20 protein-coding genes are annotated in these 24328 nt (G+C 43.6%); 10 read left to right on the forward strand and 10 right to left on the reverse strand.

The genetic code is table 11. The features are described from left to right. From JMX13_RS01995 to JMX13_RS02010, 4 genes are all read left to right on the forward strand, one after another. Positions 1-836 (forward strand): DUF4435 domain-containing protein (locus JMX13_RS01995; RefSeq protein WP_227686177.1); only part of this gene is annotated, 836 nt, incomplete at its 5' end. Between the two features lie 208 nt (positions 837-1044). Next, positions 1045-1452, forward strand: a complete 408-nt coding sequence (locus tag JMX13_RS02000; protein ID WP_227686178.1) for a hypothetical protein — start codon at positions 1045-1047, stop codon at positions 1450-1452. A 166-nt stretch (positions 1453-1618) separates the two neighbouring features. Beyond that, positions 1619-2041, forward strand: coding sequence for a YbaN family protein (locus JMX13_RS02005; protein ID WP_201609276.1), 423 nt, complete (start codon positions 1619-1621; stop codon positions 2039-2041). Between the two features lie 266 nt (positions 2042-2307). Then, positions 2308-2517, forward strand: coding sequence for a cold-shock protein (locus JMX13_RS02010; protein WP_010201661.1), 210 nt, complete (start codon positions 2308-2310; stop codon positions 2515-2517). A gap of 220 nt (positions 2518-2737) precedes the next feature. Here JMX13_RS02010 and JMX13_RS02015 read toward each other — a convergent pair whose 3' ends face one another. After that, positions 2738-3820, reverse strand: a complete 1083-nt coding sequence (locus tag JMX13_RS02015) for a YeiH family protein (RefSeq protein ID WP_201609277.1) — start codon at positions 3818-3820, stop codon at positions 2738-2740. Between the two features lie 222 nt (positions 3821-4042). Between JMX13_RS02015 and JMX13_RS02020 the strand changes: the two genes are divergently transcribed. After that, positions 4043-4975: a LysR substrate-binding domain-containing protein gene (locus JMX13_RS02020; protein ID WP_201609279.1), complete on the forward strand. Its 933-nt coding sequence runs from the start codon at positions 4043-4045 to the stop codon at positions 4973-4975. A 149-nt stretch (positions 4976-5124) separates the two neighbouring features. On the opposite strand, the gene JMX13_RS02025 is transcribed toward JMX13_RS02020, so the two are convergent. Beyond that, complete coding sequence (locus tag JMX13_RS02025; protein ID WP_201544406.1) at positions 5125-5586, reverse strand: universal stress protein; 462 nt, start codon at positions 5584-5586, stop codon at positions 5125-5127. A gap of 354 nt (positions 5587-5940) precedes the next feature. Here JMX13_RS02025 and JMX13_RS02030 point away from each other — a divergent pair, with 354 nt between their 5' ends. Continuing rightward, complete coding sequence (locus JMX13_RS02030; RefSeq protein WP_201609281.1) at positions 5941-9003, forward strand: insulinase family protein; 3063 nt, start codon at positions 5941-5943, stop codon at positions 9001-9003. Positions 9004-9124: 121 nt separating this feature from the next. Here the strand turns inward: JMX13_RS02030 and JMX13_RS02035 are convergent, their stop codons facing one another. Both JMX13_RS02035 and JMX13_RS02040 read right to left on the reverse strand, forming a co-directional pair. Beyond that, a complete protein-coding gene (locus JMX13_RS02035; RefSeq protein ID WP_201609283.1) occupies positions 9125-9688 on the reverse strand; it encodes an NUDIX hydrolase in 564 nt (187 codons plus the stop codon). Between the two features lie 370 nt (positions 9689-10058). Further along, positions 10059-10574: an HPP family protein gene (locus tag JMX13_RS02040; protein WP_227679343.1), complete on the reverse strand. Its 516-nt coding sequence runs from the start codon at positions 10572-10574 to the stop codon at positions 10059-10061. 124 nt (positions 10575-10698) lie between these two features. Between JMX13_RS02040 and JMX13_RS02045 the strand changes: the two genes are divergently transcribed. Further along, a complete protein-coding gene (locus tag JMX13_RS02045) occupies positions 10699-11436 on the forward strand; it encodes an NUDIX hydrolase (RefSeq protein WP_201609284.1) in 738 nt (245 codons plus the stop codon). Positions 11437-11695: 259 nt separating this feature from the next. Here JMX13_RS02045 and JMX13_RS02050 read toward each other — a convergent pair whose 3' ends face one another. Then, on the reverse strand, positions 11696-13084 hold the full coding sequence (locus JMX13_RS02050) for an oxygenase MpaB family protein (protein ID WP_201609285.1): 1389 nt from the start codon (positions 13082-13084) through the stop codon (positions 11696-11698). A gap of 120 nt (positions 13085-13204) precedes the next feature. After that, positions 13205-14407 carry a Na+/H+ antiporter NhaA gene (nhaA, locus tag JMX13_RS02055; protein WP_201609286.1) on the reverse strand — a complete coding sequence of 401 codons (1203 nt, stop codon included), beginning with the start codon at positions 14405-14407 and terminating at the stop codon, positions 13205-13207. A gap of 424 nt (positions 14408-14831) precedes the next feature. On the opposite strand from nhaA, the gene JMX13_RS02060 reads away from it, so the two are divergent. Further along, positions 14832-15587, forward strand: coding sequence for a TSUP family transporter (locus tag JMX13_RS02060; protein WP_201609287.1), 756 nt, complete (start codon positions 14832-14834; stop codon positions 15585-15587). Between the two features lie 309 nt (positions 15588-15896). Here the strand turns inward: JMX13_RS02060 and JMX13_RS02065 are convergent, their stop codons facing one another. The 3 genes from JMX13_RS02065 to radC form a co-directional block, all read right to left on the reverse strand. Beyond that, positions 15897-17270, reverse strand: a complete 1374-nt coding sequence (locus tag JMX13_RS02065; protein WP_201609288.1) for a dicarboxylate/amino acid:cation symporter — start codon at positions 17268-17270, stop codon at positions 15897-15899. 429 nt (positions 17271-17699) lie between these two features. Beyond that, positions 17700-20657, reverse strand: coding sequence for an acyl-CoA dehydrogenase (locus JMX13_RS02070; RefSeq protein WP_201609289.1), 2958 nt, complete (start codon positions 20655-20657; stop codon positions 17700-17702). 376 nt (positions 20658-21033) lie between these two features. Continuing rightward, positions 21034-21717 (reverse strand): RadC family protein, encoded by a 684-nt coding sequence (gene radC, locus JMX13_RS02075; RefSeq protein WP_201609291.1) that lies wholly within the window; start codon positions 21715-21717, stop codon positions 21034-21036. A 128-nt stretch (positions 21718-21845) separates the two neighbouring features. On the opposite strand from radC, the gene coaBC reads away from it, so the two are divergent. Next, positions 21846-23219 (forward strand): bifunctional phosphopantothenoylcysteine decarboxylase/phosphopantothenate--cysteine ligase CoaBC, encoded by a 1374-nt coding sequence (gene coaBC, locus JMX13_RS02080; RefSeq protein WP_201609293.1) that lies wholly within the window; start codon positions 21846-21848, stop codon positions 23217-23219. Between the two features lie 92 nt (positions 23220-23311). Then, complete coding sequence (locus JMX13_RS02085) at positions 23312-24094, forward strand: sulfite exporter TauE/SafE family protein (RefSeq protein WP_201609481.1); 783 nt, start codon at positions 23312-23314, stop codon at positions 24092-24094. 19 nt (positions 24095-24113) lie between these two features. Here JMX13_RS02085 and JMX13_RS02090 read toward each other — a convergent pair whose 3' ends face one another. Continuing rightward, positions 24114-24320, reverse strand: coding sequence for a DUF2905 domain-containing protein (locus JMX13_RS02090; protein ID WP_201609295.1), 207 nt, complete (start codon positions 24318-24320; stop codon positions 24114-24116). Positions 24321-24328: the final 8 nt, after the last annotated feature.

The following is a 24328-nucleotide window of genomic DNA, read 5'->3' on the forward strand; positions in this document are numbered from 1 at the left end:
GGTTTTACGCCAATGCAGAAACTAAACCACGCAGCTTAATTCTATTTAATAAGTGTCTTATGGTTGGGGTGATTACCTTATTTTCTAGGGTTTTCGAAGGAAAGTATAAAGTCGGAAAGGTTTTTCCTTTAGGAGGGCGAGGACCGGTTATTGAACAGCATAATAACGACAGTAGTAGTGAAAGACCTTATTTATATGTAGTAGATGGTGACTTAAATCTATTAGCTGGAGATACGATAGAAAATAAAGAGGGTTTGTATAGACTGCCTTTCTACTGTATTGAGAATATTTTTTGTGATATTGACTCTATTATTAAAATTATCAATGAGGAAGAGCCAGTGTTAAGGCTTTGTCAAATTAAGAGTACGTTTGACTATGGCGCTTGGGAACTTAAGCATAAAGATAAGCTATTCGAGCTCTTTATAGAATACGCTATCGCCAGAGAGTTAAAACCTGATCTACAAACAGTCCACCATGGGTGCTATAGACTGTTAGCAGATAGCAGGCCTAGTAAGCATAAGGGTTGTGTGAGTGATGATTTAATAAATGGAAGAATTGATGAAGTTAAAACTGCAGTCATAGGTGCTACAAGCTTGGGTCAATATGATGCGATCAAGCAGGGTATATTAGACAACTTTAATAATTCATCTTTCGATAAATTTGATGTTATATCTGGTAAAGACTATCTATTTCCTTTGTTAAGAATGCGTGCTCAAGCAGTGATTGATGTAAAATTATCTAATACAAGCTTTGAGCAAAGACTATCTTATATATGTGATATATCAAAAATTCTTAATGCGCAAAGTTATGTCAAAATCCCAGAAAATATAGCTTAAGAGCAAATTAGCTAGTGTGATGAATGTGTTCTTAACTTGTTAAGTTAATAATGAATAACAGAAGGTGAGTATTAACTTTAATCTTATATAGAGAAACCACTGCAGACCACAACTGTCACGGTTTTTTATACTAGCTTATCTCGCTTAAGTTCACGCGTCAAAGCCCGATAGAGATGGACATGGTCTAGCTTAAACAAGGATGTTTACCATGAAAAAAACATCAACCGCCAAAGCCCTTAACCTAAGCGCCTTGTTGTTAAGTCTAAGCGCTTGCGTCCTTGTCTCACCACCGACTAATGAAGACACCTTAACAGACGCCGATCTTATTCGAGCTGCTGAGCAAAAAGAATCCGCACCAACCGAAGGCGCGCAGCAGTGGGTCATTGGCTATCATCATGGTATTGCAGTGGTCAAATCATTCCAGTGCTCAGACCTCTGTCCGCAGAATACCTTGCGCGTGATTTATTATGACGTACCTGCCGATGCCACTTGTGAGAGTGTTGGCGGCGTGACCAAATCCATATTAGTACCCATCGCCATTACCGTAATGCCAAAAGAATACTGCTTTCCAAAGGCAATCGCTGATTATTGGGAAAGCTATCCTGCCAAATCGTAGTGAATAACGACCTGCATTTACCTAACTGCTAAATAAACTACGCTTCAGTAGCAAAACCGTGCAAAATCAGTCTTGAATTGGATTATCGACTTCTTTATCTTTGATAGCTTATATAGGTAGTCCATACCTAACGACCGAATGTCTAACACTGACTGATAAAACTCCCATGACTCAACCGAAGAAAGCTTTTTACTATCGACCAAAGACCAATCAACATAATAGCGCCGCGATGCGTTGGATGTTTGTGATACTGGGTTGGGTGTTTTTTATATTGGGAATTATAGGTATTTTATTACCAGTGATGCCGACCGCGCCTTTTATCTTACTGGCAGCGGGTTGCTGGGCGCGTAGCTCACGACGCTTTCACTTTTGGCTGATTAATCATAAATATTTTGGTAAATATGTCCGTGATTGGGAAGATCGCCGCGCCGTACCGCTATATGCGAAGTGGTTGGCAACCATAATGATGACCATATCAACAACAATGTTATTTTTTAACATTCCTGCCGATATGATATGGGTTGCATGGCTGGTAGCCGTTGTCTGTATTAGCGTAGCGGTGTTTTTATTCCGTTTGCCCAATGCTTAAAACTTCTATGCTGAATGCCGAAAAACAATGCAAATAAGGCCAAAAAACAGTCAATAGTTGCACTTAGTTACACGAAAGATGAGATAAGGCTTGCGATACTGAACTATCCTGCCTATAATACCCCCAAGCTTAAGAGCAGTTCTGCACCAAATCATTACCTCGTAGTATTAGTTATAATCCTTCGTTTTAATATTTATCGTTCAGTAGCTATTTGCAAGCGTTACCGGTCACTAGACCATTAATAAATTAAAAAGTAGGATTATATTATGTCAGATACTCAAAAAGGTACAGTTAAGTGGTTCAACGAAGCTAAAGGCTTTGGTTTTATCGCTCCAGAAACTGGCGCAGACGTTTTCGCTCATTACAGCGAAATCACTGGTTCAGGCTTCAAAACTTTAGCTGAAGGCCAAGAAGTTGAGTTCACTGTAACTCAAGGTCAAAAAGGTCCACAAGCTCATAACATCGTTGCTATCTAATTTGTCTTTTTAGACAACTAGAGCAAGATGAATAAAAAACGAACCCTCGGGTTCGTTTTTTTTCGTCTATTTTTTATATTTATCGCCTATGACTTATGAAAAATGCTTTGATAATAAGACATTAAGCAAAGTCTTAGAGTAAAAATGCCGACGATTATCATTATAATCGTCGGCATTTTTAGCTTGGTGTTCAGTCAGTAACTGTTTTAGAGTGAAGTAATTAAAGTGAAGCAATGCCTATATTAATCAGTCCGCCGCCAATGATAAGCCAGGCAAACATTATCGCCCCTAAGATAAGCGGCTTAACGCCTGCTTGTTTAACGGCACTTAAGTGCGTGGTTAAACCCAGCGCAAACATTGCCATGGTAAGCAACACATCATCAAGCATGACCATACTACGCTCAAAGCTTGCCGTCATCGGAACCCAAGTATGCAAGAATACCACTAATATAAAAATAAAGGCAAACCATGGTACTTTGACTTGTTGCACGCGCTTCATCAATGACGGTTTTTCACCATTTTTGCTACTACCTGTGGTCAAAGCAAACGATAAAATCAGTAAAAAAGGCGCGAGCATCATCACCCGTATCATTTTAGTGACGACTGCCGTATTGCCAACCTCAGTGCTAACAGCATTACCTGCGACCACCACTTGCGCCACTTCATGAATGGTTGAACCCGTATAAATGCCGTATTGCTGGGCGTTTAACCAAGGTTGCAGCCAGCCAAGCTGATATAAAAACGGATAGAGCAGCATGGCAATCGTGCCAAAGACTACCACGGTGGCGATGGCAATGGTGACTTTATGGGCTTCCGCTTTGACCACTGGCTCTGCAGCAATCACCGCCGCCGCACCGCAGATACTAGCACCAGAACCAATCAATAACGTCGTTTGCTTATCGACTTTGAGCCATCTAGTGCCTAGCCAATAGGTGAGTAAAAACGTCGAGGTTAATACCAATGCATCCGTCATAACGGCTGGCATACCGACACTAGCGACTTGGGTTAAAGTCAGCTTAAAGCCATAAAAAATAATAGCAAGGCGTAATATTTGACCTTTAGCAAAGTTAACGCCAGCATCAAGTTGCTCGGAAAAATTTGGGTATAGCGTATTGCCCAATACCATGCCAAGTAAGATTGCTAGCGTTAATGAGGACAGCCCGACAATACGCCCGTCCGACCACGTATCTAAGCTCATATTCAGCCACAAACAAAACAAACTGCCAATCAGCACGACAATCAGCCCCAAAATATGGCGGTTATGCGGAAAGTAATTATGCATGTTTTGTGCTAAAGCGTTCATGTCGTACGCATCCTATTATTTATTAACTATAATCGAAATAAGCATAAGCTTATGAATAGACAGTATAAGTCATAGCGATTTATAATAAAAACAGATTAATAAGATATAAACTATCGATTTTTTAGGTTAATAATCGATTTTGAAACTTAGGTTTTTGAAACTCAGGTTTTTGAAACTTAGGCTTTTGAAAATTTACAGGGTATATAGGATGTTAGAGTAATTATGAAAAAAACCATACAGATGCTGCCAAAGATTACCCTTAAGCAGTTATCGGTGTTTGTCAGTATTTATCAAACGGGCAGTACCAGCCGTGCCAGTGAGGCGCTACATTTGTCACAGTCAGCGGTCAGTAGCGCGCTGACTGAGCTGGAATCAAGGTTGCAGATGCCATTATTTGAGCGCGTCGGACGAAGGCTCAATCAGCATCCAAATGCCCATCCTATTTATATACAGGCACAGGCCATCTTGGGGCAGGCCTTAACTCTAGAGCATTATCATAAGCATCAAGCGGGTCAGATTCATATCGGTGCCAGTACCACTATCGGTAATTATGTGCTGCCGCCGCTGCTTGCCAAGCTATATGCAGCGCTACCGGATGCTCATATCGATATGTATATTGCCAATACCCAAGAGGTAGTCGGCGAGGTTGAGCAATTAAATATTGATATTGCGCTCGTAGAGGGTATGCCGCGCCCGACAGATATGAAAGTGATTGAGCAGCGTGCTTGGCGCACCGATACCTTGATGGTATTTGCTAAGCATAATAGTAAGTGGCTGACAGAAATGGCCTATAACGATAAAGAAAAATGTTATGAGCTGAGCGCGGAACAGCTAGCAAGGCTGCCGCTGTTGGTACGAGAGGCAGGTTCGGGTACACGGCAAATTATCGATGAGCAATTATTGCAATACTTGCCGCATGCCGAGATTGTGATGGCGATTCAGCAATCAGAAGCCATTAAACATATGGTAAGCGCCGATATTGGTCTTGGTTGTTTATCGCAGCATGTTATTGAGGCGGAGCTTGCAGCAGGAAAGCTAGTACAGGTAAAAGTAGCGGGTATAGACTTATCACGTACGTGGTGGCTAGTTTGGCATAAGGCTCGTCACCAAAGTCCGATTTGGCAAAGCTTTATTGATATTTTGACAGAAAATTGATTTTTTTAGTAAACATAGAGGCGCGGGCGAGGATATTTATTATTTTAATTGATAATAAAAAAGCGCAATGTCAGACAATGCGCTTTTTTTAATAAGCTTTTTTAATAGTTACAAATAACTTGGGAACGACGTTAAGTCTATTCTTAGAGTTATTTGTTAACAGGTTTATCTAGTCTCACGACTAAGCTGTCGCAAGGCACATTGGGCAAGATATTATCTGCTGTCGCACCACTAAGCCAAGCAGCAATACCATGACGTTCGTGACGACCGATGACCAGCAAATCAACCTCATGCTTGTGGCAATAGTTAACGATACCTTCGCTATTAGAGATGGCGGTGGTCACTTCAGAGTTGACCGCATGTAAGTCATTACGGTCCAAAAACTGTGCCAATTTGGCGCGTGCTTCTTGGCAACGTTCATCATCAATTTCATCATATAAGCTTGAGGCAGGCACCAGCTCATAGCCGAAGCCGACCATAGTATCTTTGACGATATGCAATACCGATAGTTTGGCGTTAGGACGATTCTCGACGATACGTTTGGCCTTTTGGGCGACCACATCAGCGTCGGACATCAAGTCGGTGACCAATAAAATATGTTCGTAACTCATGAGCTGCTCCTTGTAACAGATGATTTTTACTATAGCACTACTACTGGCTACTGTTAAGTAGGCTTTGTTAATTCCATACTATCTTTATGTGTTATTACTTTTATCCCTGTTCTATCTTGACTTATCGAGCTCTTAGCCCCATCTAGTTTCGTTAGGCAAATTCTTTTTAGCTGCTAAATGCCATTCTATTTAAAGATTACCCAGACATTTTTTATAACGCTGCTATTGTTATGCAAACGAATTTCATAAATATAATCTCACCACTTTTGATTGCTTATCCTGACATACGTCACTAGTTATTGGCTAAATGAGCGATTGACTGGAAAACTCTCAGGATAGTCTATAAGGAAAATTATGACCGACACGTTATCTACTACTGATCTAACTTTGCACCCTGCCTTTGAGCTGATTGAGCATCGCCATATTGAGGCGCTATCGATGGATGTGCTGATCAGTCAGCATGTTAAAACTGGGGCCATGCATTACCATTTGGCACATCCGAGCGATGAAAATGCCTTTTTAGTTGGCTTTCGCACTCAGCCAATGGATTCAAAAGGCGAAGCGCATATTTTAGAGCATGTGGCTTTATGTGGCTCTAAGAAGTTCCCCGTCCGTGACCCGTTTTTCTCAATGATTAAACGTTCGCTCAATACTTTTATGAATGCGATGACTGCTGCTGATTGGACGGCGTATCCGTATGCTACGCAAAATAAAAATGATTATTTTAACTTACTTGCCGTTTATCTTGATGCATCATTTTTCCCGAATATTCATCCACTCGATTTTGCTCAAGAAGGCATCCGTGTTGAGTTAGACGAAAATGATAAGCCGCAGTTTAAAGGTATCGTTTTTAATGAAATGAAAGGCGCGATGAGTGGCGAGATTGACCAGTTGTATCATACGGTCGCCCATCATCTATTCCCAACGACGACGTATCATTATAATTCAGGCGGTGATCCTGCTGATATTCCTGACTTGACCCATCATGAGCTAGTAGAATTTCATCAAAGCCATTATCACCCATCAAACAGCGTGATCATGAGCTTTGGTAATATTCCTGTTGCTGAAACTCAAGCTAAAATCCATGAAGATGCCTTAATTCAATTTGAAGCGGGCAAAAAACATGTCTCACGTCCAGAAAAGCGTCTGTCTGCACCGATTAGCGCTGTTGACACTTATACTGCTGATGAAGCGGGTCCTGATCAAACCCATCATGTGGTTGCATGGTTATTGCCGTCAATTACCGATCCAAAGCAGCGTTTAGCCTTGCGTTTATTAGAAGGGGTATTGGTTGAGCATGCTGGCTCACCGCTGCGTGCGTATCTGGACAGCCATCCACTCGGCAAAGCACCAAGCCCGTTATTAGGACTCGACGACAGTCATTATGAAATGGTGTTTTATACTGGATTACGTGGCTCTAATCCTGAGCATGCCGAAGCGGTAGAGCAGGGCATTATTGATTTGCTTAAAGAGGTGGCCAGCAAACCGATTGATGATGAAACCATTGAAACCATCCTGCATCAGATTGAGATAGATCAGCGTCATATCGGCGGGGATAGCATGCCGTATGGTTTGAACTTGATGCTAGAGGGCTTTAGTACAGCGATTCATGATGGCAACCCTATCGATGTTTGGGAAGTTGATGAGCACTTACAATGGCTACGTGAGCAAGTAAAAGACGCGCAGTGGTTACCAAATTTAATTAAGCAGCACTTGTTAGACAATCAGCACCGTGTGCGCGTTACAATGACGCCAGACAGTGAAAAAACAGCGCGCCTTGCGGCTGCTGAGCAGACGCGTCTCGACACCATCGAGATGGATTTGACCGCTGACGATAAAGCTATTTTAAAACAACAAGCATTAGATTTGGCAGCGCGCCAAGCAGCGCCTGATGATTTAAGCTTATTACCAAAAGTCGGTCTAGAAGATGTACCAACCGATATTAGCTTTAAAGAAGGCAAGCAAAAACGAGTAAATTTGAGTGGGCAAGACAGCATCTTATTTGAATATGAAGCGGGCACCAATGGCTTGTATTATTATCAAATTATTGTGCCGTTGACCGATGCGATTGGCAATCAGGATACCAGCGAGCTACCCGTTAATGAAGTGATTAATCATCCACTGCTACCGATTTACTTAAGCTTATTATCTGAGCTCGGTACCGATTCGCTAAGCGCTCATGAAATGCAAGCCAAGCAAGCGGCGCATTCATCAGGGGTGACGGCGCGTATCAGTCAGCGTACCAATATCGATGACAGTCAAGCGATTAGCAGCTACTTTGTGGTGGCAACGCGCGCACTGAATCGTAAGCCTGAAGCAATTGATTTGCTAAAAGAAGTCATGGAGCATAGCGTCTTTAGTGAGCATGACCGTATCAAAGAAATCTTGCAGCAGCGCCAAGCAGGCTGGCAGTCAAATCTTGCAGGCTCAGGTCATTCTTATGCGATGCAAACCGCCAGTCGCGGCATGAGTCGTCAAGCGCAGCTAGAATATGTACGTAGCGGTCTGCCAGCATTGAATGCGCTAAAAGACTTCTTGACGCACGCCAGTAAGGACGATACGCAGTGGGATAAGCTTGCAACCAGTTTGATGGATTTACATCAACGTTTAATCAGCTTGCCTAAGCATGCCGTTATTATCTGTGAAGCGGAACAAACCGAACGCTTGAGTAATTTGATTGTTGATAGCTGGAAAGACAGCCAAGCACCGAAGATTGCAGAGCAGCTAAACAACTCTGATGCAGGTATTGAAGACAATATCCCAAGTGAGTTTACCGAGTTGCAACTTGATGCGGCGTTAAATGGTGAAAATACAGCCGTAACAGAAGAAGTAGCCGTTGAAGACTTGGCATGGTTGGTGCCGACCAATGTGTATCACAATGCCAGTGCTTATACTGTCCCAGCGGCTGACCACCCCGATACCGCAGCTTTGATGGTATTAGCGCCTTACTTGCGCAATGGTTATCTGCATAGTGCCATTCGTGAGCGCGGCGGTGCTTATGGCGGCGGTGCGGGCTATGATGCCAACGCTTGCGCCTTTAAGTTCTTTAGCTACCGCGATCCGCAGTGCGCTGAGACCTTTATGCATTTCGATGCCAGTATCGAATGGCTATTGAATGAGCCGCAAACGGATGAGCAATTAGAAGAAGCTATCTTAGGCATTATCTCAGGCATGGATAAGCCGGGTTCTCCAGCAGGGGAGGCGATTAAAGCGTGCTTTGCTGATTTGCATCATCGCGGCGTCGACTGGCAGCGTAAAATGCGTGCGGCAATATTGGCTGTGACAGTTGCTGATTTACAACGCGTTGCCAAGCAATATCTGCAAGGTCAAAAACACGTGCGTGCCGTATTAGCGCCTTACGATAAAGAAGCAGCGGTTAAAGCGCTTGGCTTTAAAGTGTGTAAGATTAAAAGCTAGTTTTTTAACTTATCGCAAAATAAGTTATAGCAAATAGTTGAATGTATAAAAAAACCGCCGCTTTCAATATTTATATTGAAAGCGGCGGTTTTTATTGCGGGTAGTATTTTTAAAAGCTGGATTAATAACGCTTAATGGCTTGGTCTTTGCCAATCAACTCTTGATGGATGGGGAAGTCCTCATGGTTATCGTATTGCTTACGGTCGGCAAAGTAGCTTTTTAAGGTGCGGCGTACGGCTTCAAAGGCAAGCTTATCCCACGGAATATCTTCTTCGGTGAATAACGCACAGTCTAGACTTTCAGAGCCAATACCATAAGCGCCATCTTTTAACTCGGTGATATAAATGCTATAGATTTGCCCGATATCAGGAATATCGTATAAGCAATATAGATGCGGGTTGGTAACGACCGCCTCCGCCTCTTCAAAGCTTTCTCGCGCGGCACCTTCTGCCATGGTTTCGCCATTTTCCATAAAGCCTGCGGGCAGCGTCCATAAGCCATATTGTGGCTCAATCGCACGGCGACATAGCAGTACTCTGTTTTTATGCACGACCAACGAGCCACAAATCACTTTTGGATTTTCATAGTGAATGTAATTGCAGTTTGGGCATACCAAACGCGGGATATTATCGGTGGTTGGTATTTTGCGTTCTGCTTCATGACCGCATTGTAGACAATAGCGCATATCAACTGCCTTATATAATAAAAAAGAGGAATAAGAAAAGGTTGTCATTACTTGAAGAATTATAATTCTTGTTTTATAAAATAATATGACTTTAGCCTATCAAGTTTTATTTGAAAATAGCCATTAAGCCTAAGATAACACAAATTCTCATCGCACTGGCAGTGATAATAAAAAGCACACATTTTTGCTAAGCTGATTGTAGCTAGGCTTACGTTTATGAAAGAAGGTATTTTTATGCGTCGCTGTCGGGTCAGCGATTACCGCGCCAGTCCAGTCACAGAAAGTATATGCAGTCGTGTTCAGATTGCGCTAGGCTAGACTGACGTTAAATAATAAATGATGGCTCTACCTTTTACCTTAAAGGATAGCTTTACCAATAACGTGGATAATGGCGACCGCGACCGATATTGTTATAAATGAGAGCAACCACCACCAAGGCGAGCGCACCGACCAGAGTAGGGGTAATTAAAAAATGCCATTTGACGCCGCCAAGCATGACGATTAATGGATTAGAGCCGGCAGGTGGATGCGGTACGCGCAGCAATAGCATCAGCGCAATCGCCGTACCGACCGCCAGCGATAAGCTCCACCATTCGATACCAAACAAGGTCAAAAATGATAGACCAGTAAAAGTGGTGATAAGATGACCGCCGACGATGTTTCTAGGCTGCGCAAAGGGGCTCTCTGGATAAGCAAAAATAAGCAAACAGCTGGCACCAAACGAGCCCAAAATCATGGCGACATTTTGCCAACTGCCTAGTAGCGCCAGTATAGCGGTTGCAAACGTACCGCCAACCCAAGCAAGGGCGATGATGACTAATGGCAATCTTTGCGGGCAATCATCAATCTTGCCCTGCATCTTATTTAATGAAAAAATCTTATCCACGACTATTTCCTAAAAATATGTGATTTTTAACATTGATACTTGAGTAGTCAGTATTTATATTTAATGGCTATTTATATTTAACAACATTGATGCTTCATACTGATAAAAATATAGGGCAATAATAATGTTATTCCTCCCGCAGTCTGCACGTTTTGATGAATTTTCAGTCGCTGTGCCCGAATTTATTCGTTATCCCACCATTCGAAAATTGGCAGAACGCGTGCAGCAAGAGACCTTAAATGCCGTCACCAGTCCTGCGTTGTACGACGGCTCTAACACTTCTCGTAGCGCTCGCATTTTAGACAGCTTATATCAGACACCCATTGCCGATGCCTCAGTATTGGTTGCCATCACCCACGAGCGCCATCCCAAGCTGCTACTGACGCGCCGCGCCGCACATATGAACAGTCATGCTGGCGAAGTCTCTTGCGTTGGCGGTAAGCATGACGCAGGCGATGGTAATAATGTCGTCACCGCCTTGCGTGAAGCCTGCGAAGAGACGGCGCTACCACCTGATAAGGTCCAGTTGCTTGGTCAATTACCCACTCAAACCTCCAAAAGCGGTATGAGTGTGCGTCCCATTGTGGCGCTGATTGCACCAGATTTATTGCTAGTGCCTGAGCTTGGTGAAATCTCGCGTATTTTTTGGGCAGATTTTGAAACTTTACTGACTCAGCCTACCGTTGAGTATGCGGTAGAATATGCGATGCAAGATCAGACCTCGACCATCCTCACACCCAGCTGGCAGGTTGATGGTGAAACGGTTTGGGGTCTGACAGGACGCGTCATTGCCAGCTTGTTGGAAACGGGCTTTGATCGGCAGCTTGAGTGGTATTATCGCATCGAGAATACGCGTAATTAACCCGCATAACGGTTGAGGTTATCGATTGAAGTATCTAAAGTAGAACCGTTCTCTAACCAAAGCCAAGCGCGTCTTTTGCGGATTTATTATAGTTATTGTAGAGGCGGTTGATAATGGCTTAATATATTCTATTTACTACTAATAATATTCGACATATGCTTTCTAGTTATGATTTATAGATTTTAATAATAATACTCGTTATAGATTTACTTAATGTTGAGCGGTTTTTCTGCTTCTATTATTCTGTATTTATCGCACGTTATTTATAATAATCGTCATTTTTCTTCAGCCACCAATTCATATTATCTTGGCGTTTGGCGCGGAAGGCTTCTAGTTTTTCAGCCACACTTTGATTGTGCTGGCGTGCCGTATCGAGCGCAAAAAGAATCGGCACCGATGATAAAACGCCAAAGCGAATTTTCGATTTTGGCAAATCCAGCCCATCACCAATATCATCGCCGACCAAGGTACGTGTCACGCTAGCATTGACCATTTCAACGAAACGTCCACGGCGATTGTCCTCACCCATTAGCTGCCGCGGCAAATCGTGCAACGCTTTTGCTAGCGGCTGGCCCATTTTAAAATCAAGCTGCTGAATCGATAAATAGGTATAGAGCCATTCCCAACAAGCGACTTCATCTTTTGGTAAGCGCTCTAAATCAACGCCCATCCAATAGCTGGCTAGATTCCATAGATGCAAGATACCTTCGGCTTCCTCAGTGCTGATACGGGCGCCAAGCAGCCGTAACCCGCGCATAATCAATAATGAAAACTGCAAGTGGGTGGCAATCATATCGGTTTGATTGATAGGAATACCCCAGTAGCCTGTGTTCCAACTGCCATCTGGATTATGGTGTTGGTCGGCATTGGTTATGATGCCTTTAGCTGCATTGCCTTTACCTTTGAGCAAGTTTTGCCGCACGATAGTGTGAATTTGCCGCACCTTGATAGACTGCCGCCAGCCTTCTGAGCCAATCGCCAATACCTGCTCTATAGGTTGGCGGTTATTGTGCGTACTGATATTTGGCTTATGTAATGGCGGGTGTTCAGAGACGGCCAGGATATACGCATAAGTACGCATCAAACGCGGTAGGGCGTCATGCATTAATGCGCCCGTTTGAATGAGCGGCAGGGAGAGGGCGGGAATACTATAGCCTGCCATTAGCGCGACATTACGCAATAGCCAAATCAGCATCAGTGGATAACGTCGATAGGCGACGGCGCCGATTTGTGCAAGCTTGGGGTCAAACCAAGTAGGATGGCTGCTAAATTGCTCGGTTAAGGCGTTAAATGCAGGGTTATTTGTGAGATTAGCATCGAATTTACTGCTATTGCTACTGTCGCTGATAATAAGTTGCTGTAAAGGCTTGGCAAAACGAATGCCGTCAGCGGCTAACGCATCTGTCACTGGATCACCGATATCGTAGCCAGCAACCATCTCGTTTAATAAATCTTGCGAGATGATGAAGTCTTTTGGCAATAAATAACGCTTAATGCGTTTTAAGACTTGTAGGTCACTATGGTCGTCAATCGCCGTCGTGCGCCCATGACGCTGGTAAGCGTGTAGCGCAAGTTTAGGGTCAGCTTTTTGCCGAGCCTTAGCACTATTCACTTTAGCATTTTTTTTGGCGATATCGATGGGATTCATATTTATTAGCTACTCTATATCGTCTGCTTTTATGAACTACTTAAAAGCGCATTAGGCGATGCTGCTTTAAGTAACTTAGTTATATTGAGCAACTTTATTATAAAGTCGCTCAATTAATGATTACGAATGATGGGTTAAATCCACCGAGGTATTATTAACATCGTCTTTCAAGGTCGCTTTAAGCATCAGATAGCCGGCAATACCAGAAACGATTGAACCCATAATGATACCTAAGCGCTCATCAAATAATGGTGTCGCGCCGCCAAAGGCCAGACCACCAATAAATAAGCTCATGGTAAAGCCAACGCCGCAAAGTAACGCTGCGCCGTAGATTTGCTTAAAGGTCATACCTTTTGGCATGGTAGAAATACCCAGTTTGAAAATTAACCAGCACATGAGCATCACACCTACTTGCTTACCAATAAACAGTCCGGCAGCAATACCCAGTGGCACCGAATGAAACAGCTCGGCAAAGCCTGCGCCCTTGAGCGAGATACCGGCGTTGGCAAAGGCAAATAATGGCAGAATCCCGTAAGACACGGTGTTTTGCAAGTCGTGCTCAAGCTCTTCAAGTGGAGAGTGTTCAGGGTCAGTACGGTCAAATAATGGAATAAATAACGCGAGTACTACCCCAGCTAACGTCGCGTGAATGCCAGATTTGAGCACGGCAATCCACATAATGACCCCAATCAGTATGTAAGGAGTGATGCTGGTGACGTTACGGCGATTGAGTAGATATAAGAACGGTAAACAAAGAGCAGCGACAGCGAGAGAGCCGAGCGATAAGTCACTGGTATAAAATAAGGCGATGATTAAAATAGCGCCAATATCATCGAAAATAGCAATAGATACCAAAAATACCTTGAGCGAGTTTGGCACGCGATTGCCAAGTAGGCTTAAAATGCCAAGAGCAAAGGCAATATCGGTCGCCGCAGGAATCGCCCAACCTTTCCAAAATTCAGGCTCATTATAGTTAAAGAGCAAGTAGACGATAGCGGGCATAATCATGCCGCCCAACGCCGCGCCAGCTGGTAAGATAATTTGTTTGACGTTGGAGAGCTCGCCAATGAGCACTTCACGCTTGAGCTCAAGACCAACTAAGAAAAAGAATACCGCCATCAGACCATCGTTGATCCAATGATGGGCGTCCTTTGCAATTGCAAAGCTGCCTATTTGAATGGCGACGGGCGCATGAATAAAGGATTCATACCAAGCATTCAGAGGAGTATTGGCAATAATCATTGCTGCGATGGCTGCCAGCGCTAAGACAATGCCGCCTGAAGCCTCGAGGTTAAAAAATGCTCTTATTTTTTGTATTGCCATATCATCCTCATTGACTAAATAAAACGTGCTAAATCATTCAAAAACTTCAAGTACCTGTTGTTATACCTTTTGATTCGATCTGCTTCGATTCAATTTGGTCTATTGCTTTAAATAAACCTAAGCTTATTTAAAGCAATAGACCGTCATCAATATTGACATAGATTGATGTAACAAATAGGTGGCTCTAGTTTCTCACAATTTTATTCATATAAACAATTAAATACGTTAACGGTTTTATGCTGCGTCCGTGAAGACTCAACGACTATCAAAGGACAACCTGATAAGACAGCCGATATGACAAATCTAGCAGACTTTACTAGGTTTTTGGTTCTTTTTACGGTTTTATCTTTATAATGAGCGCTTTTACACAAATTTTAACGTCAAGTTTGCTTTTTTTATATCCTAAATTTTCAAGGTTAGTGTCATGGACATATCGCTCTCTATCGAGATTATTTTAATGCTGACAGCTGTTGCCGCGCTAGCAGGTTTCATCGATGCTATCGCTGGCGGTGGTGGTTTATTGACCATTCCCGCCATGCTACTTGCCAATATTCCGCCCGTGTTAACCTTGGGAACCAATAAACTGCAAGCGGCATCAGGGGCACTCGCAGCGTCCATTACGATGATTAGAAAAGGTGTGGTCAAACCAAAGAATATAAAAACGGGGATTATCGCGGCTTTTATCGGTTCTGTTGTTGGCACAATTGCTGTGCAGTTGTCGCCGCCTGATTTATTGGAAAAGCTGATTCCATTTTTGATTGCGGCGATTGGTATTTATACTTTATTTGCGCCGAGATTGGGCGAAGTGGAGGCCGCACCGCGCATCTCAGAAGGTACATGGCAAAAAGTAGTGGCACCCTTGATTGGGTTTTATGATGGTTATATGGGACCGGGTACGGGGATGTTTTTTGCCTTAGGAAATGTGGCGCTGCGTGGTCGCCAAATCATTGAAGCGACGGGCGCGGCAAAGGTGCTGAATTTGTCCACCAATATTGGCTCGCTCATTTTCTTTATCTTGGGCGGTAATGTATTGTGGAAAGTGGGGTTGGCAATGATGGTCGGGCAGACGATAGGGGCGTATTTTGGCTCACATATGGTCGTTAAAGGCGGCAGCAAACTTATCCGTCCTATGATTGTGCTGGTTTGTCTAGCGATGCTAACCAAGTATGTATTGGGTTAATGGTGATTATTATGTTGAGGCTGAAATAGTCTGTGTAAATTAAAAGAGCCGTGTCTATAATCTTCTACAGCTAGAATAAGTTTTCTTCGCTTGCTGTGTGCTTCCTACTCCAGATGCTTCAAAAAATTTATTCCAGCAGTAACGTCTCGTTTTTAAGTTATTTCGTCTATATATTAATGCTAAAAACCTTATTTAAGACAGAAAAAAACCTCAGTTCACAAATTGACCGAGGTTTTTTTTATTACTGAACTTTCATCTTTGGCTATTTTATATTCACACTAGCCACATTGAAGTTAACCACTATTAAAACTAGCCACGTTTAATATCGTCGTACTCACTGCCCATAATGCCATCGCTAAAGACTTCAGAGAATTCGCGCTCGCTGTCTGCATCGATATGCCCATCAAACATCTCTTTTGCACCCGCATCAGGATCGTTGTAAATTGCCAAGTCCATCTCACCTTCTGATTTTGCAACGATGACTGTAACAGCAGCATCGCCACTGACGTTGACGGCAGTACGTAACATATCAAGGATACGGTCAACCCCTAAAATCAGACCTATACCTTCAATGGGTAAACCGACTTGGGCAAATACCATGGATAGCATAATCAGACCTACGCCCGGAACACCTGCGGTGCCGATAGAGGCAAGTACTGACATCAAAATAACGGTCAGGTATCCTGTGATGCCTAATTGAATACCATACAGATTGGCGATAAAAATAGTCGCCGTACCTTGCATGATCGCCGTACCATCCATATTAATGGTGGCACCAAATGGAATGGTAAAAGAAGCTACTGAATTACTAACGCCCATACGCTTGGTGACTGTACGTAAAGTAATAGGAATCGTCGCATTCGAGCTTGAGGTACTAAAAGCAAATATTTGCACTTCGCGCATTTTTGCCAAAAAGGTTTTAACCGATAGCCCTGAAGTCAGCTTAAGTATCACCATCATCGTGACAAAAAAGTGAAAGAAGAGTGCACCAACCAATACCGCGACATACCCTAGCAGTGACCAAATAAGATCTAATCCCAGCTCAGCCATCGCTTTGGTTAATAGTGCAAAGACGCCATACGGTGCAAGATTCATAATGATGGTCACCATTTTTAAGATGACTTCATTAATTAGCTCTAAGCTTTGTACCAAACCTTTGGCAGGTTTCCCCACCATTAAAATACTAATACCGATTAACATCGCAAAAAAGATAATCGATAGCATATCGCCATTTGCCATCGCGCTGATGGGGTTAGAGGGGATAATATTAGAGAAAACGTCAATGAGCGGCGGTGCTGACTCGGCTTCGAATACCGCTTTGGTTTCGATTTGCATGCCTTTGCCAATACCAAATAGTGAACCAAGCCCGATAGCCGTAGTAATCGCTAGTGCTGTAGTCACCATATAGATAAAGAATGTTTTGCCACCAATACGTCCTAATAGACGAATATCACCGATACCGCAGACACCACAGATAAGCGAAATCAAGACCAGCGGTACAACCAGCATTTTGAGCGAGTTTACAAACAGCTTACCAACAATGGCAAAAAAGCCATTGGTCACATAGTCGTTAACAAAGCTGCCTTCAGTGTTCAATCCCGAATAGTTTATAAATAAACCCAGTATGATACCCAGCACCATGGCAACAATAATCTTGCCCGTCAGTCCCATATTCTTCCACATAACTACGATCCTTGGTTGCCGTAACGCACAGTCATAAATACGATATCTTAAGCCGCATGGGTGTCGTTTTTACGCCTGCTTTTATTACGTCTAAAAGTTTTTACCTGTCATCGAGGTCAGGTTTTGGGGACAATATAAAAGAATTGTTGGGGGTACTGCAAGAAATATTTATGACTTAAACAATGCGAGCGAAGAAATTTACGATGTTTCAGGTTTATTTAGCATTAGAAACTTTTAGATTCAATGGAATAAGATAAGCCGTTCTTACATATATTTACGCGTGAATTTACGTGTGATAGCTGCGTAATAGCTTTGCTACATAGATTTCGTACATACAAAAGTGGCATATACAAAAAAGCGAGACTATCCATTGGATAATCTCGCTTAAGTTGAAAAATAAGGTTTATAAAAGCGCCAGTTATGAGTCAGTTAAACCTTATCATTTTCGTCACGACGTAAACCGTCCTTCCATTCAGGGTGACTATTTGCTTTTTCTACCTCACTGTCCGTTATGTCTGTCGTCACCGTTTTACCTAAACTATTCTCTGCTGTGGCACTATTTGGATCGGTCTTGTTAAGGCTATGGTTGTGACCCATACGTTCGCTTAAGTGCGATTCTGCATCACGGTGACGCGGGTCGAGTGCTTGTGCTTCAGGGTCTGATTCTGCAAAATCGGTTTGTGCCTGAACTTCTTTTATAGTGTCTTGCTCGCTGACCATTTTGACATCGCCATCGCTCTCATAACCATGGTCAGGATTGGCATCACCGGTTGCTTCTTGTTTATCATCTGCTGCAGGCTCAAGGTTATCAGTCATTGGCTCAGCTGTTTGCGCAGTATTATCAGCTGCGATGCCGTTTCTTGCTTGTGCATCGTTTTTCAATTGCGCGTAGTCAGTCAGCTTATAGACCGCATTTTCTAAACTGTGCGGATTGTGACGTTCTTGTGCTTTAGATAGATGCTTATCGAACACATCGGTCAATAATGAATCATAGCGGATGGCGTTATATTGAATAAGTACTTCAGCCTCTTCTTCAGTAATATCGCCATTTTGGCTGGCATAGACCACGTGATCTTCAAAGGTCAGACCTTCAAAGTTGTCTTTATGCTCCGCCTTTTTAAACTTCTGCCATAAAGGTTCAACGTCAAGCAGCGTTTGATAAGCGTGCTCCATCCGCCCCGTGACATCATCAGGTTCGGTATTGTAATACACCATAGTTTTGAGATAATCACGGAATGGATTGGCTTCAAAGTCGTCCATAAAAGTATCGCCCAACTGGCGTTTTAACTCATCGCTGACCGGTGCAAAAATACGACCACTTGGGAAAGTCACAAAGCTGACCACACTCGCCGCCATGCGATTTGGGAAGTTGGCAAATAAAGATAAAAAGGCTTCCTGAATGGTATAAAGGCTGTTTTTTAGTGCCACTTCTGCATGCAAGCGTTCGGCTTTTGACTTAGAGCCATACTGATAAAATTGCAAAATTGCTGTACAGATAAATAGATGCGCGTGAATGTCTGCTAAGCGCCCAGACAGCATCTCTTTACGTTTTAAATCGCCTGCTAATAAGCCTAAAGACATATCGGCTGTTAGGGCAAAGCCTGCGCTCAAACGGTTGATGTCTTTATAATAAGGACGGGTAAAGCTATCGGAAAAGCTTGGCGCATGGCTGCTACCGCCGACATAACCTGCGACAAAGGCTTTGGCACCGCGATTAAAGGTATAGCCCAAGTGTTTAAAGAATAAATTATCAAACTGCTTGAGCGCGCCTTCTTTATCATCACTTTGTAGCAGTTGTAACTCATCAAATAGATAAGGGTGACAACGCATGGCCCCTTGACCAAAAATCATCAACGAGCGCGTTAAGATATTGGCACCCTCAACGGTGATAGAGACAGGAATCGCTTGATAAGGAATCGCTAAAAAGTTACGCGGTCCCATTTGCACCGCACGACCACCGACCACATCCATGCCATCATTAATGACTGAACGCATAGTCTCAGTGGCATAGTATTTTGCCATTGCCGTCATCACCGATGGCGTCCCGCCTTGGTTTAAGCCACAGGTGACCAAATGACGAAAGGCCTCGAGCATATAAGTGTTACTGGCCATGCGACTGGTGGCATCTTGCACGCCTTCAAATTTACCGACAGAGATTTTAAATTGCTCACGTACTTTTGCAAAGGCACCAACGGTCAAATAGGTAACTTCACTGGCAGACGTTGATAGCGCTGGCAAGGAGATACCACGTCCAACGCCCAAACATTCCATCAGCATACGCCAACCGCGACCGGCGTTTTCAACGCCACCGATAATATAATCTAGCGGGATAAAGACGTCTTTACCATCAACTGTACCATTCATAAATGGCGAGCCGATTGGATTATGACGCGGACCGGTAACGACGCCTTCATGGCTAGCAGGAACGAGCGCACAGGTAATACCGTAATCGGTCTTTTTAGGGTCGCCAAGTAAGCCTTCTGGGTCATGCATCTTAAAGGCTAAACCAACGACGGTGGCGATAGGGGCTAGAGTAATCCAGCGCTTAGAGAAATTCATGCGCAGACCGAGTACTTGCTCGCCTTCATGCATACCATAGCAAACTACACCGGTATCCGGAATAGCGCCGGCATCGGAGCCTGCTTCAGGACCAGTTAAACCAAAACAAGGAACTTCCTCACCTTTTGCCAAACCAGGCAGCCAGCGTTGTTTTTGTTCATCAGTACCGTAATGCATCAGCAGCTCACCAGGACCGAGCGAGTTCGGTACCATACAGGTAACGGCAGCGGTCGGTGAGCGCGAAGCGATTTTACTCATCACCCGACTTTGGGCATACGAGCTAAATTCCAGTCCGCCATATTCTTTAGGGATGATTAAACCCAAAAAGCCATTGGCTTTAATAAAGCGCCATGCTTCTGGTGACAACTCTTTATCTTCATGATGGATTTGCCATTCATCAAGCATGGCGCAGAGCACTTCTACTTCATTATCAATAAAGCTTTGCTCTTCTTCTGACAATTTAGGGTACGGATATTTGGCAAAGGTATCCCAATCTGGCGCGCCCATAAACAGCTCTTTTTCCCACCAACTGGTACCGGCATCGAGGGCTTCACGTTCGGTATCACTCATGCTTGGCATCGCACCGCCCAAGGTTTTATAAACAGGCTTGGTAATCAGTGATTGGCGCAGAGGAGTAAATAACAATACTAGGCATAAGAGCGCGATTGGTATCCCTAAGATGAGCGACCATGGACTGATAAAAGCAGTGACGAGGACGGTAACAAGGGCCACGACACTACCTGTGACACGCGATAAGGATAATAAAAAGATGGCCAAGACCACGGCTAACTGAATGATTATTGCCAAAATAAATAAGCCAATGCCCATGACTGTCTCCTTTATAACGCTGAATGCACAAGCGTAAAATTTAAATGAATAAAAAATGATGGAAGAACTCTAATTGTTATTTTATTTTTCCATCAGGTGTTTTATGCGATAAGTTAATGTATACGACAAAATAATTGCCTGTTTTATACTTCTTTTCTAGCAGTTTCTTAGAGTTAATAAGGGCAAACCTACTGTTAAATAAATCTATCAATAGTAGATTTGCCAATAACTAGTAAGTATACCGATAACTGTCACAGCAAAAATAAAGTTAACTACTAATATGAAACAGTTGTTTATAAGTATCAATAGCCAAAATGCTACGCTATGTCGATAATATGTATCAAGATTTGCTTATATAATCAGCGGCTATCGAGCTTTAGCCAAAAGGTGGCAAGCAGCTCTCGGCATACGAGAGCGTTTCATTACGTCCGACGATGATATGGTCAACCAGTGACAAATCTATCAAGTCACAAGCATTTTTTAGCTCGTAAGTTAATAAGTTATCTGCTGTTGAAGGGGTGGCATTGGTATGCGGGTGGTTATGAGCGACGATAAGTTGACTGGCGGCGTGGCTCAACGCATGCCGTAAGACGTGTTTGATGCAGACCGAACAAGAAGAGATACCGCCGGTAAACAGTATTTCAAAATTGATTAGATTTAGCGCATTGTCTAAACATAGCACGGCAAACACTTCGCGCTGCTCTCCGCGCAGCTGGGTGCTGATATAGTCTTTAACCATTTGCGAGCGACCAAGGGCATGACCCGTTTTAAGCTGACTGTCTAAGTAGCGCGTGCCCATCTCAAGCGATGCCAGTATCTGCGCGTATTTGGCAGGACCTATACCATGACAAGCTAAAACCGTCTCTTGCGGTGCGGCCAACAGCTCAGCTAAGCTGCCAAACTGCTCTATCAAATGGCGGGCGAGTTCAATGGCGGATTGAGACTGGGTGCCCGTCCGCAGGAATATCGCTAATATCTCAGCATCAGATAAATGGGCGGCGCCAAACTTCAGCAGTTTTTCACGCGGTCTATCATCTTCATGCCAGTCTTTAATTGCCATTGTTCCTCCTTGAGCAGGGCTAGGTGCCAGATAAGTGAGATAAATCCAAAAATCTTCCCCTAACTTATCGCATAATTGTTACTATAAGCGCAATTTTTATCTTCCATTTTTTTATTGATGCCATGCTTATGTCAAATATTGTGCTTGCTATCACTGGCGGTATCGCCGCTTATAAATCTGCTATTTTTGCTCGTCTTTTAGTCAAGGCGGGCTTTGATGTGCGCGTCATTATGACCACAGGTGCGCAAGCGTTTATCACGCCACTTACCTTGCAAGCTTTGACGGGTAATGAAGTGCATGTCTCATTACTTGATGAGCAAGCAGAAGCGGGAATGGGTCATATTGAGCTTGCCAAATGGGCGGACTTGATTGTGATTGCACCTGCCTCAGCCAATACTCTGGCACGGCTTGCGATGGGTATGGCAGATGATTTATTGACCACTGTCTGCTTGGCGACGACTGCTCCCGTTATCATTGCGCCAGCGATGAATCAGCAAATGTGGGCGCATCCGGCGGTGAATTTAAATGTGCAAACCCTGCGCGATATGAATTATCAAATTATCCAACCAGCCAGCGGTGAGCAGGCGTGCGGTGATGTCGGCGCAGGGCGTTTACCTGAGCCTGAAGAGTTGTTAGCTGAAGTGCTGCTATTTAATGCTATGCAAACCACGCCGCAATTATTAGCAGGTAAACGCGTGGTGATTACCGCAGGACCAACGGTAGAAGGTATTGATCCGGTGCGCTATTTGTCCAATCACTCTACTGGCAAAATGGGCTTTGCTTTAGCAAGTGCTTGTGTTGCCGCTGGTGCAGAGGTTGTTTTGATTGCTGGTGGCAAGATTGCCCTGCCAACACCGCTCAATGTCACGCGTATTGATGTCCTGTCAGCCAAAGATATGTTGATAGCAGCGCAGCAATGCGTCGATGGTACGCATAGTGCGCTACAGTATCTGCCTGAAGAGGACTATGAGCATTCTCACGATCATATGCACGACCATGCTCATCAGCATGGCGATTGTGATTGCGGCGAAGAGCATCAACATGAACATGCTGAGATTATCAATGATGGCAGCGTAAAGGTTGCTGATATCTTCATTGCCACCGCAGCGGTCGCTGATTATCGTACTGAAGAAGCGGCACCGCAAAAAATCAAAAAGACCCAAGATGCTATGACCCTGAGCTTGGTTAAAAACCCTGATATTTTAGCGACGATTTCACTTGCCCATCCAGAGCTGTTTGTCGTTGGTTTTGCGGCAGAAACGCAAGATGTCGAGCACTATGCACGTGGCAAACTGCTATCTAAAGATTTAGATTTAATCGCTTGTAATGATGTCTCACGCGCAGATATTGGTTTTGCCAGTGATGATAATGCCATGCAAGTATTTTTCTCAGAGCGTTATGAGCACGATAGCATAATCCTTGAGAAAGCGAGCAAAGATGAGATTGCCGAGCAGTTGGCGACTATTATTGGTGAGACCATTTGGCAACGTCATCAATCATAACCAATCATAAGAAACCGCCTAGTTATGCTCATTGCACTATTGTCAATATCAGTCGTCAATATCGCTATTAGGTTGTAAGTTCTATGACAAATATGGCGAATATTGTGGATAGCGATAGCACCCAGACATTATTACTGTTTGCAATTTTTGCGCTAGCATCATTGCTTCACGGCATTAGCGGACTGGGTGTAACGTTAGTAACCACCACCGCGCTTGCTAGTATCTATCCGTTACCGCACGCTATTATCTTGGTGATTTTTCCCTCATTATTACTCAATGCCATGACTTGGTTGGCGGGTGGCGGGCGTACAGTCTGGCAAAATTTCATTTATTACGGCAGGCGCTATTGGCTATTGGCGTTAACCAGTTTGCTCGGTAGTATGCTTGGTGCCAAGCTACTGCTATGGATCGATAGTGCTTATATCTTGTTGGTATTGGCAGCAGTTATTGGTTTTTATGTCGTCAGTAGCTTGCTCGGTAAGCAAATCCGTCTGCCTAATACCAAGCCTGTACTGATTATCGTTGGACTTAGTGCTGGTATTATTGGCGGTGCGACCAATGCCATGTCGACCATACTAATGATGTATTTGTTGTCCGCAAGTGATGATAAAAACACCGTCGCTAAAGTCGGCAATATGTGTTATTTCTTGGGTAAAATTGCCCAAATCATCGTCTTGCGTGAGCCTATCATGGCACTCAGTAGTGGTGAATGGCAGTTGATTACTTTACTTAGTGTCATGTCTATCGCCGCCCTTTTAGTTGGCATTCGCTTGCGCCGCTACTTGCCACAAGCACGCTTTCGCCAGCTTATTTTATTGATTCTTATCGTGCTAGGTATTCGTGTTGGCTGGCAGGGGATAACAGCGTTGCTATAAATCTACCGATTAAGCTAATTTACCGATTGAATAAATTTAACAGTATGGTGGCAACGATACTGATGATAATCATGGTGACGACTGGAAAGTAAACTCTGCTATTGCCTGAGGTGTGTTTGATATCGCCTGGCATATTGCCTATCCATGAAAACGCATTTGGAAACAGGAGCCAAATAACGCCGATAATAACCAGCAAAATCCCTATATCTATCAATATTTTTGCCATCTACCACC

The sequence above is a fragment of the Psychrobacter immobilis genome, from assembly GCF_904846285.1.
GTDB lineage: Bacteria > Pseudomonadota > Gammaproteobacteria > Pseudomonadales > Moraxellaceae > Psychrobacter > Psychrobacter immobilis_D.

Bases quoted from the DNA above. Each gene is read 5' to 3' on its own strand.
- JMX13_RS02000 (WP_227686178.1), top strand. From the start codon at position 1,045: ATGAAAAAAACATCAACCGCCAAAGCCCTTAACCTAAGCGCCTTGTTG.
- JMX13_RS02025 (WP_201544406.1), bottom strand. From the start codon at position 5,586: ATGAGTTACGAACATATTTTATTGGTCACCGACTTGATGTCCGACGCT.
- JMX13_RS02070 (WP_201609289.1), bottom strand. From the start codon at position 20,657: ATGGGCATTGGCTTATTTATTTTGGCAATAATCATTCAGTTAGCCGTG.
- JMX13_RS02030 (WP_201609281.1), top strand. From the start codon at position 5,941: ATGACCGACACGTTATCTACTACTGATCTAACTTTGCACCCTGCCTTT.
- JMX13_RS02035 (WP_201609283.1), bottom strand. From the start codon at position 9,688: ATGCGCTATTGTCTACAATGCGGTCATGAAGCAGAACGCAAAATACCA.
- nhaA (WP_201609286.1), bottom strand. From the start codon at position 14,407: ATGGCAATACAAAAAATAAGAGCATTTTTTAACCTCGAGGCTTCAGGC.
- JMX13_RS02020 (WP_201609279.1), top strand. From the start codon at position 4,043: ATGAAAAAAACCATACAGATGCTGCCAAAGATTACCCTTAAGCAGTTA.
- JMX13_RS02065 (WP_201609288.1), bottom strand. From the start codon at position 17,270: ATGTGGAAGAATATGGGACTGACGGGCAAGATTATTGTTGCCATGGTG.
- coaBC (WP_201609293.1), top strand. From the start codon at position 21,846: ATGTCAAATATTGTGCTTGCTATCACTGGCGGTATCGCCGCTTATAAA.
- JMX13_RS02060 (WP_201609287.1), top strand. From the start codon at position 14,832: ATGGACATATCGCTCTCTATCGAGATTATTTTAATGCTGACAGCTGTT.
- JMX13_RS02015 (WP_201609277.1), bottom strand. From the start codon at position 3,820: ATGAACGCTTTAGCACAAAACATGCATAATTACTTTCCGCATAACCGC.
- JMX13_RS02005 (WP_201609276.1), top strand. From the start codon at position 1,619: ATGACTCAACCGAAGAAAGCTTTTTACTATCGACCAAAGACCAATCAA.
- JMX13_RS02085 (WP_201609481.1), top strand. From the start codon at position 23,312: ATGGCGAATATTGTGGATAGCGATAGCACCCAGACATTATTACTGTTT.
- JMX13_RS02045 (WP_201609284.1), top strand. From the start codon at position 10,699: ATGTTATTCCTCCCGCAGTCTGCACGTTTTGATGAATTTTCAGTCGCT.
- JMX13_RS02010 (WP_010201661.1), top strand. From the start codon at position 2,308: ATGTCAGATACTCAAAAAGGTACAGTTAAGTGGTTCAACGAAGCTAAA.
- JMX13_RS02050 (WP_201609285.1), bottom strand. From the start codon at position 13,084: ATGAATCCCATCGATATCGCCAAAAAAAATGCTAAAGTGAATAGTGCT.
- JMX13_RS02090 (WP_201609295.1), bottom strand. From the start codon at position 24,320: ATGGCAAAAATATTGATAGATATAGGGATTTTGCTGGTTATTATCGGC.
- radC (WP_201609291.1), bottom strand. From the start codon at position 21,717: ATGGCAATTAAAGACTGGCATGAAGATGATAGACCGCGTGAAAAACTG.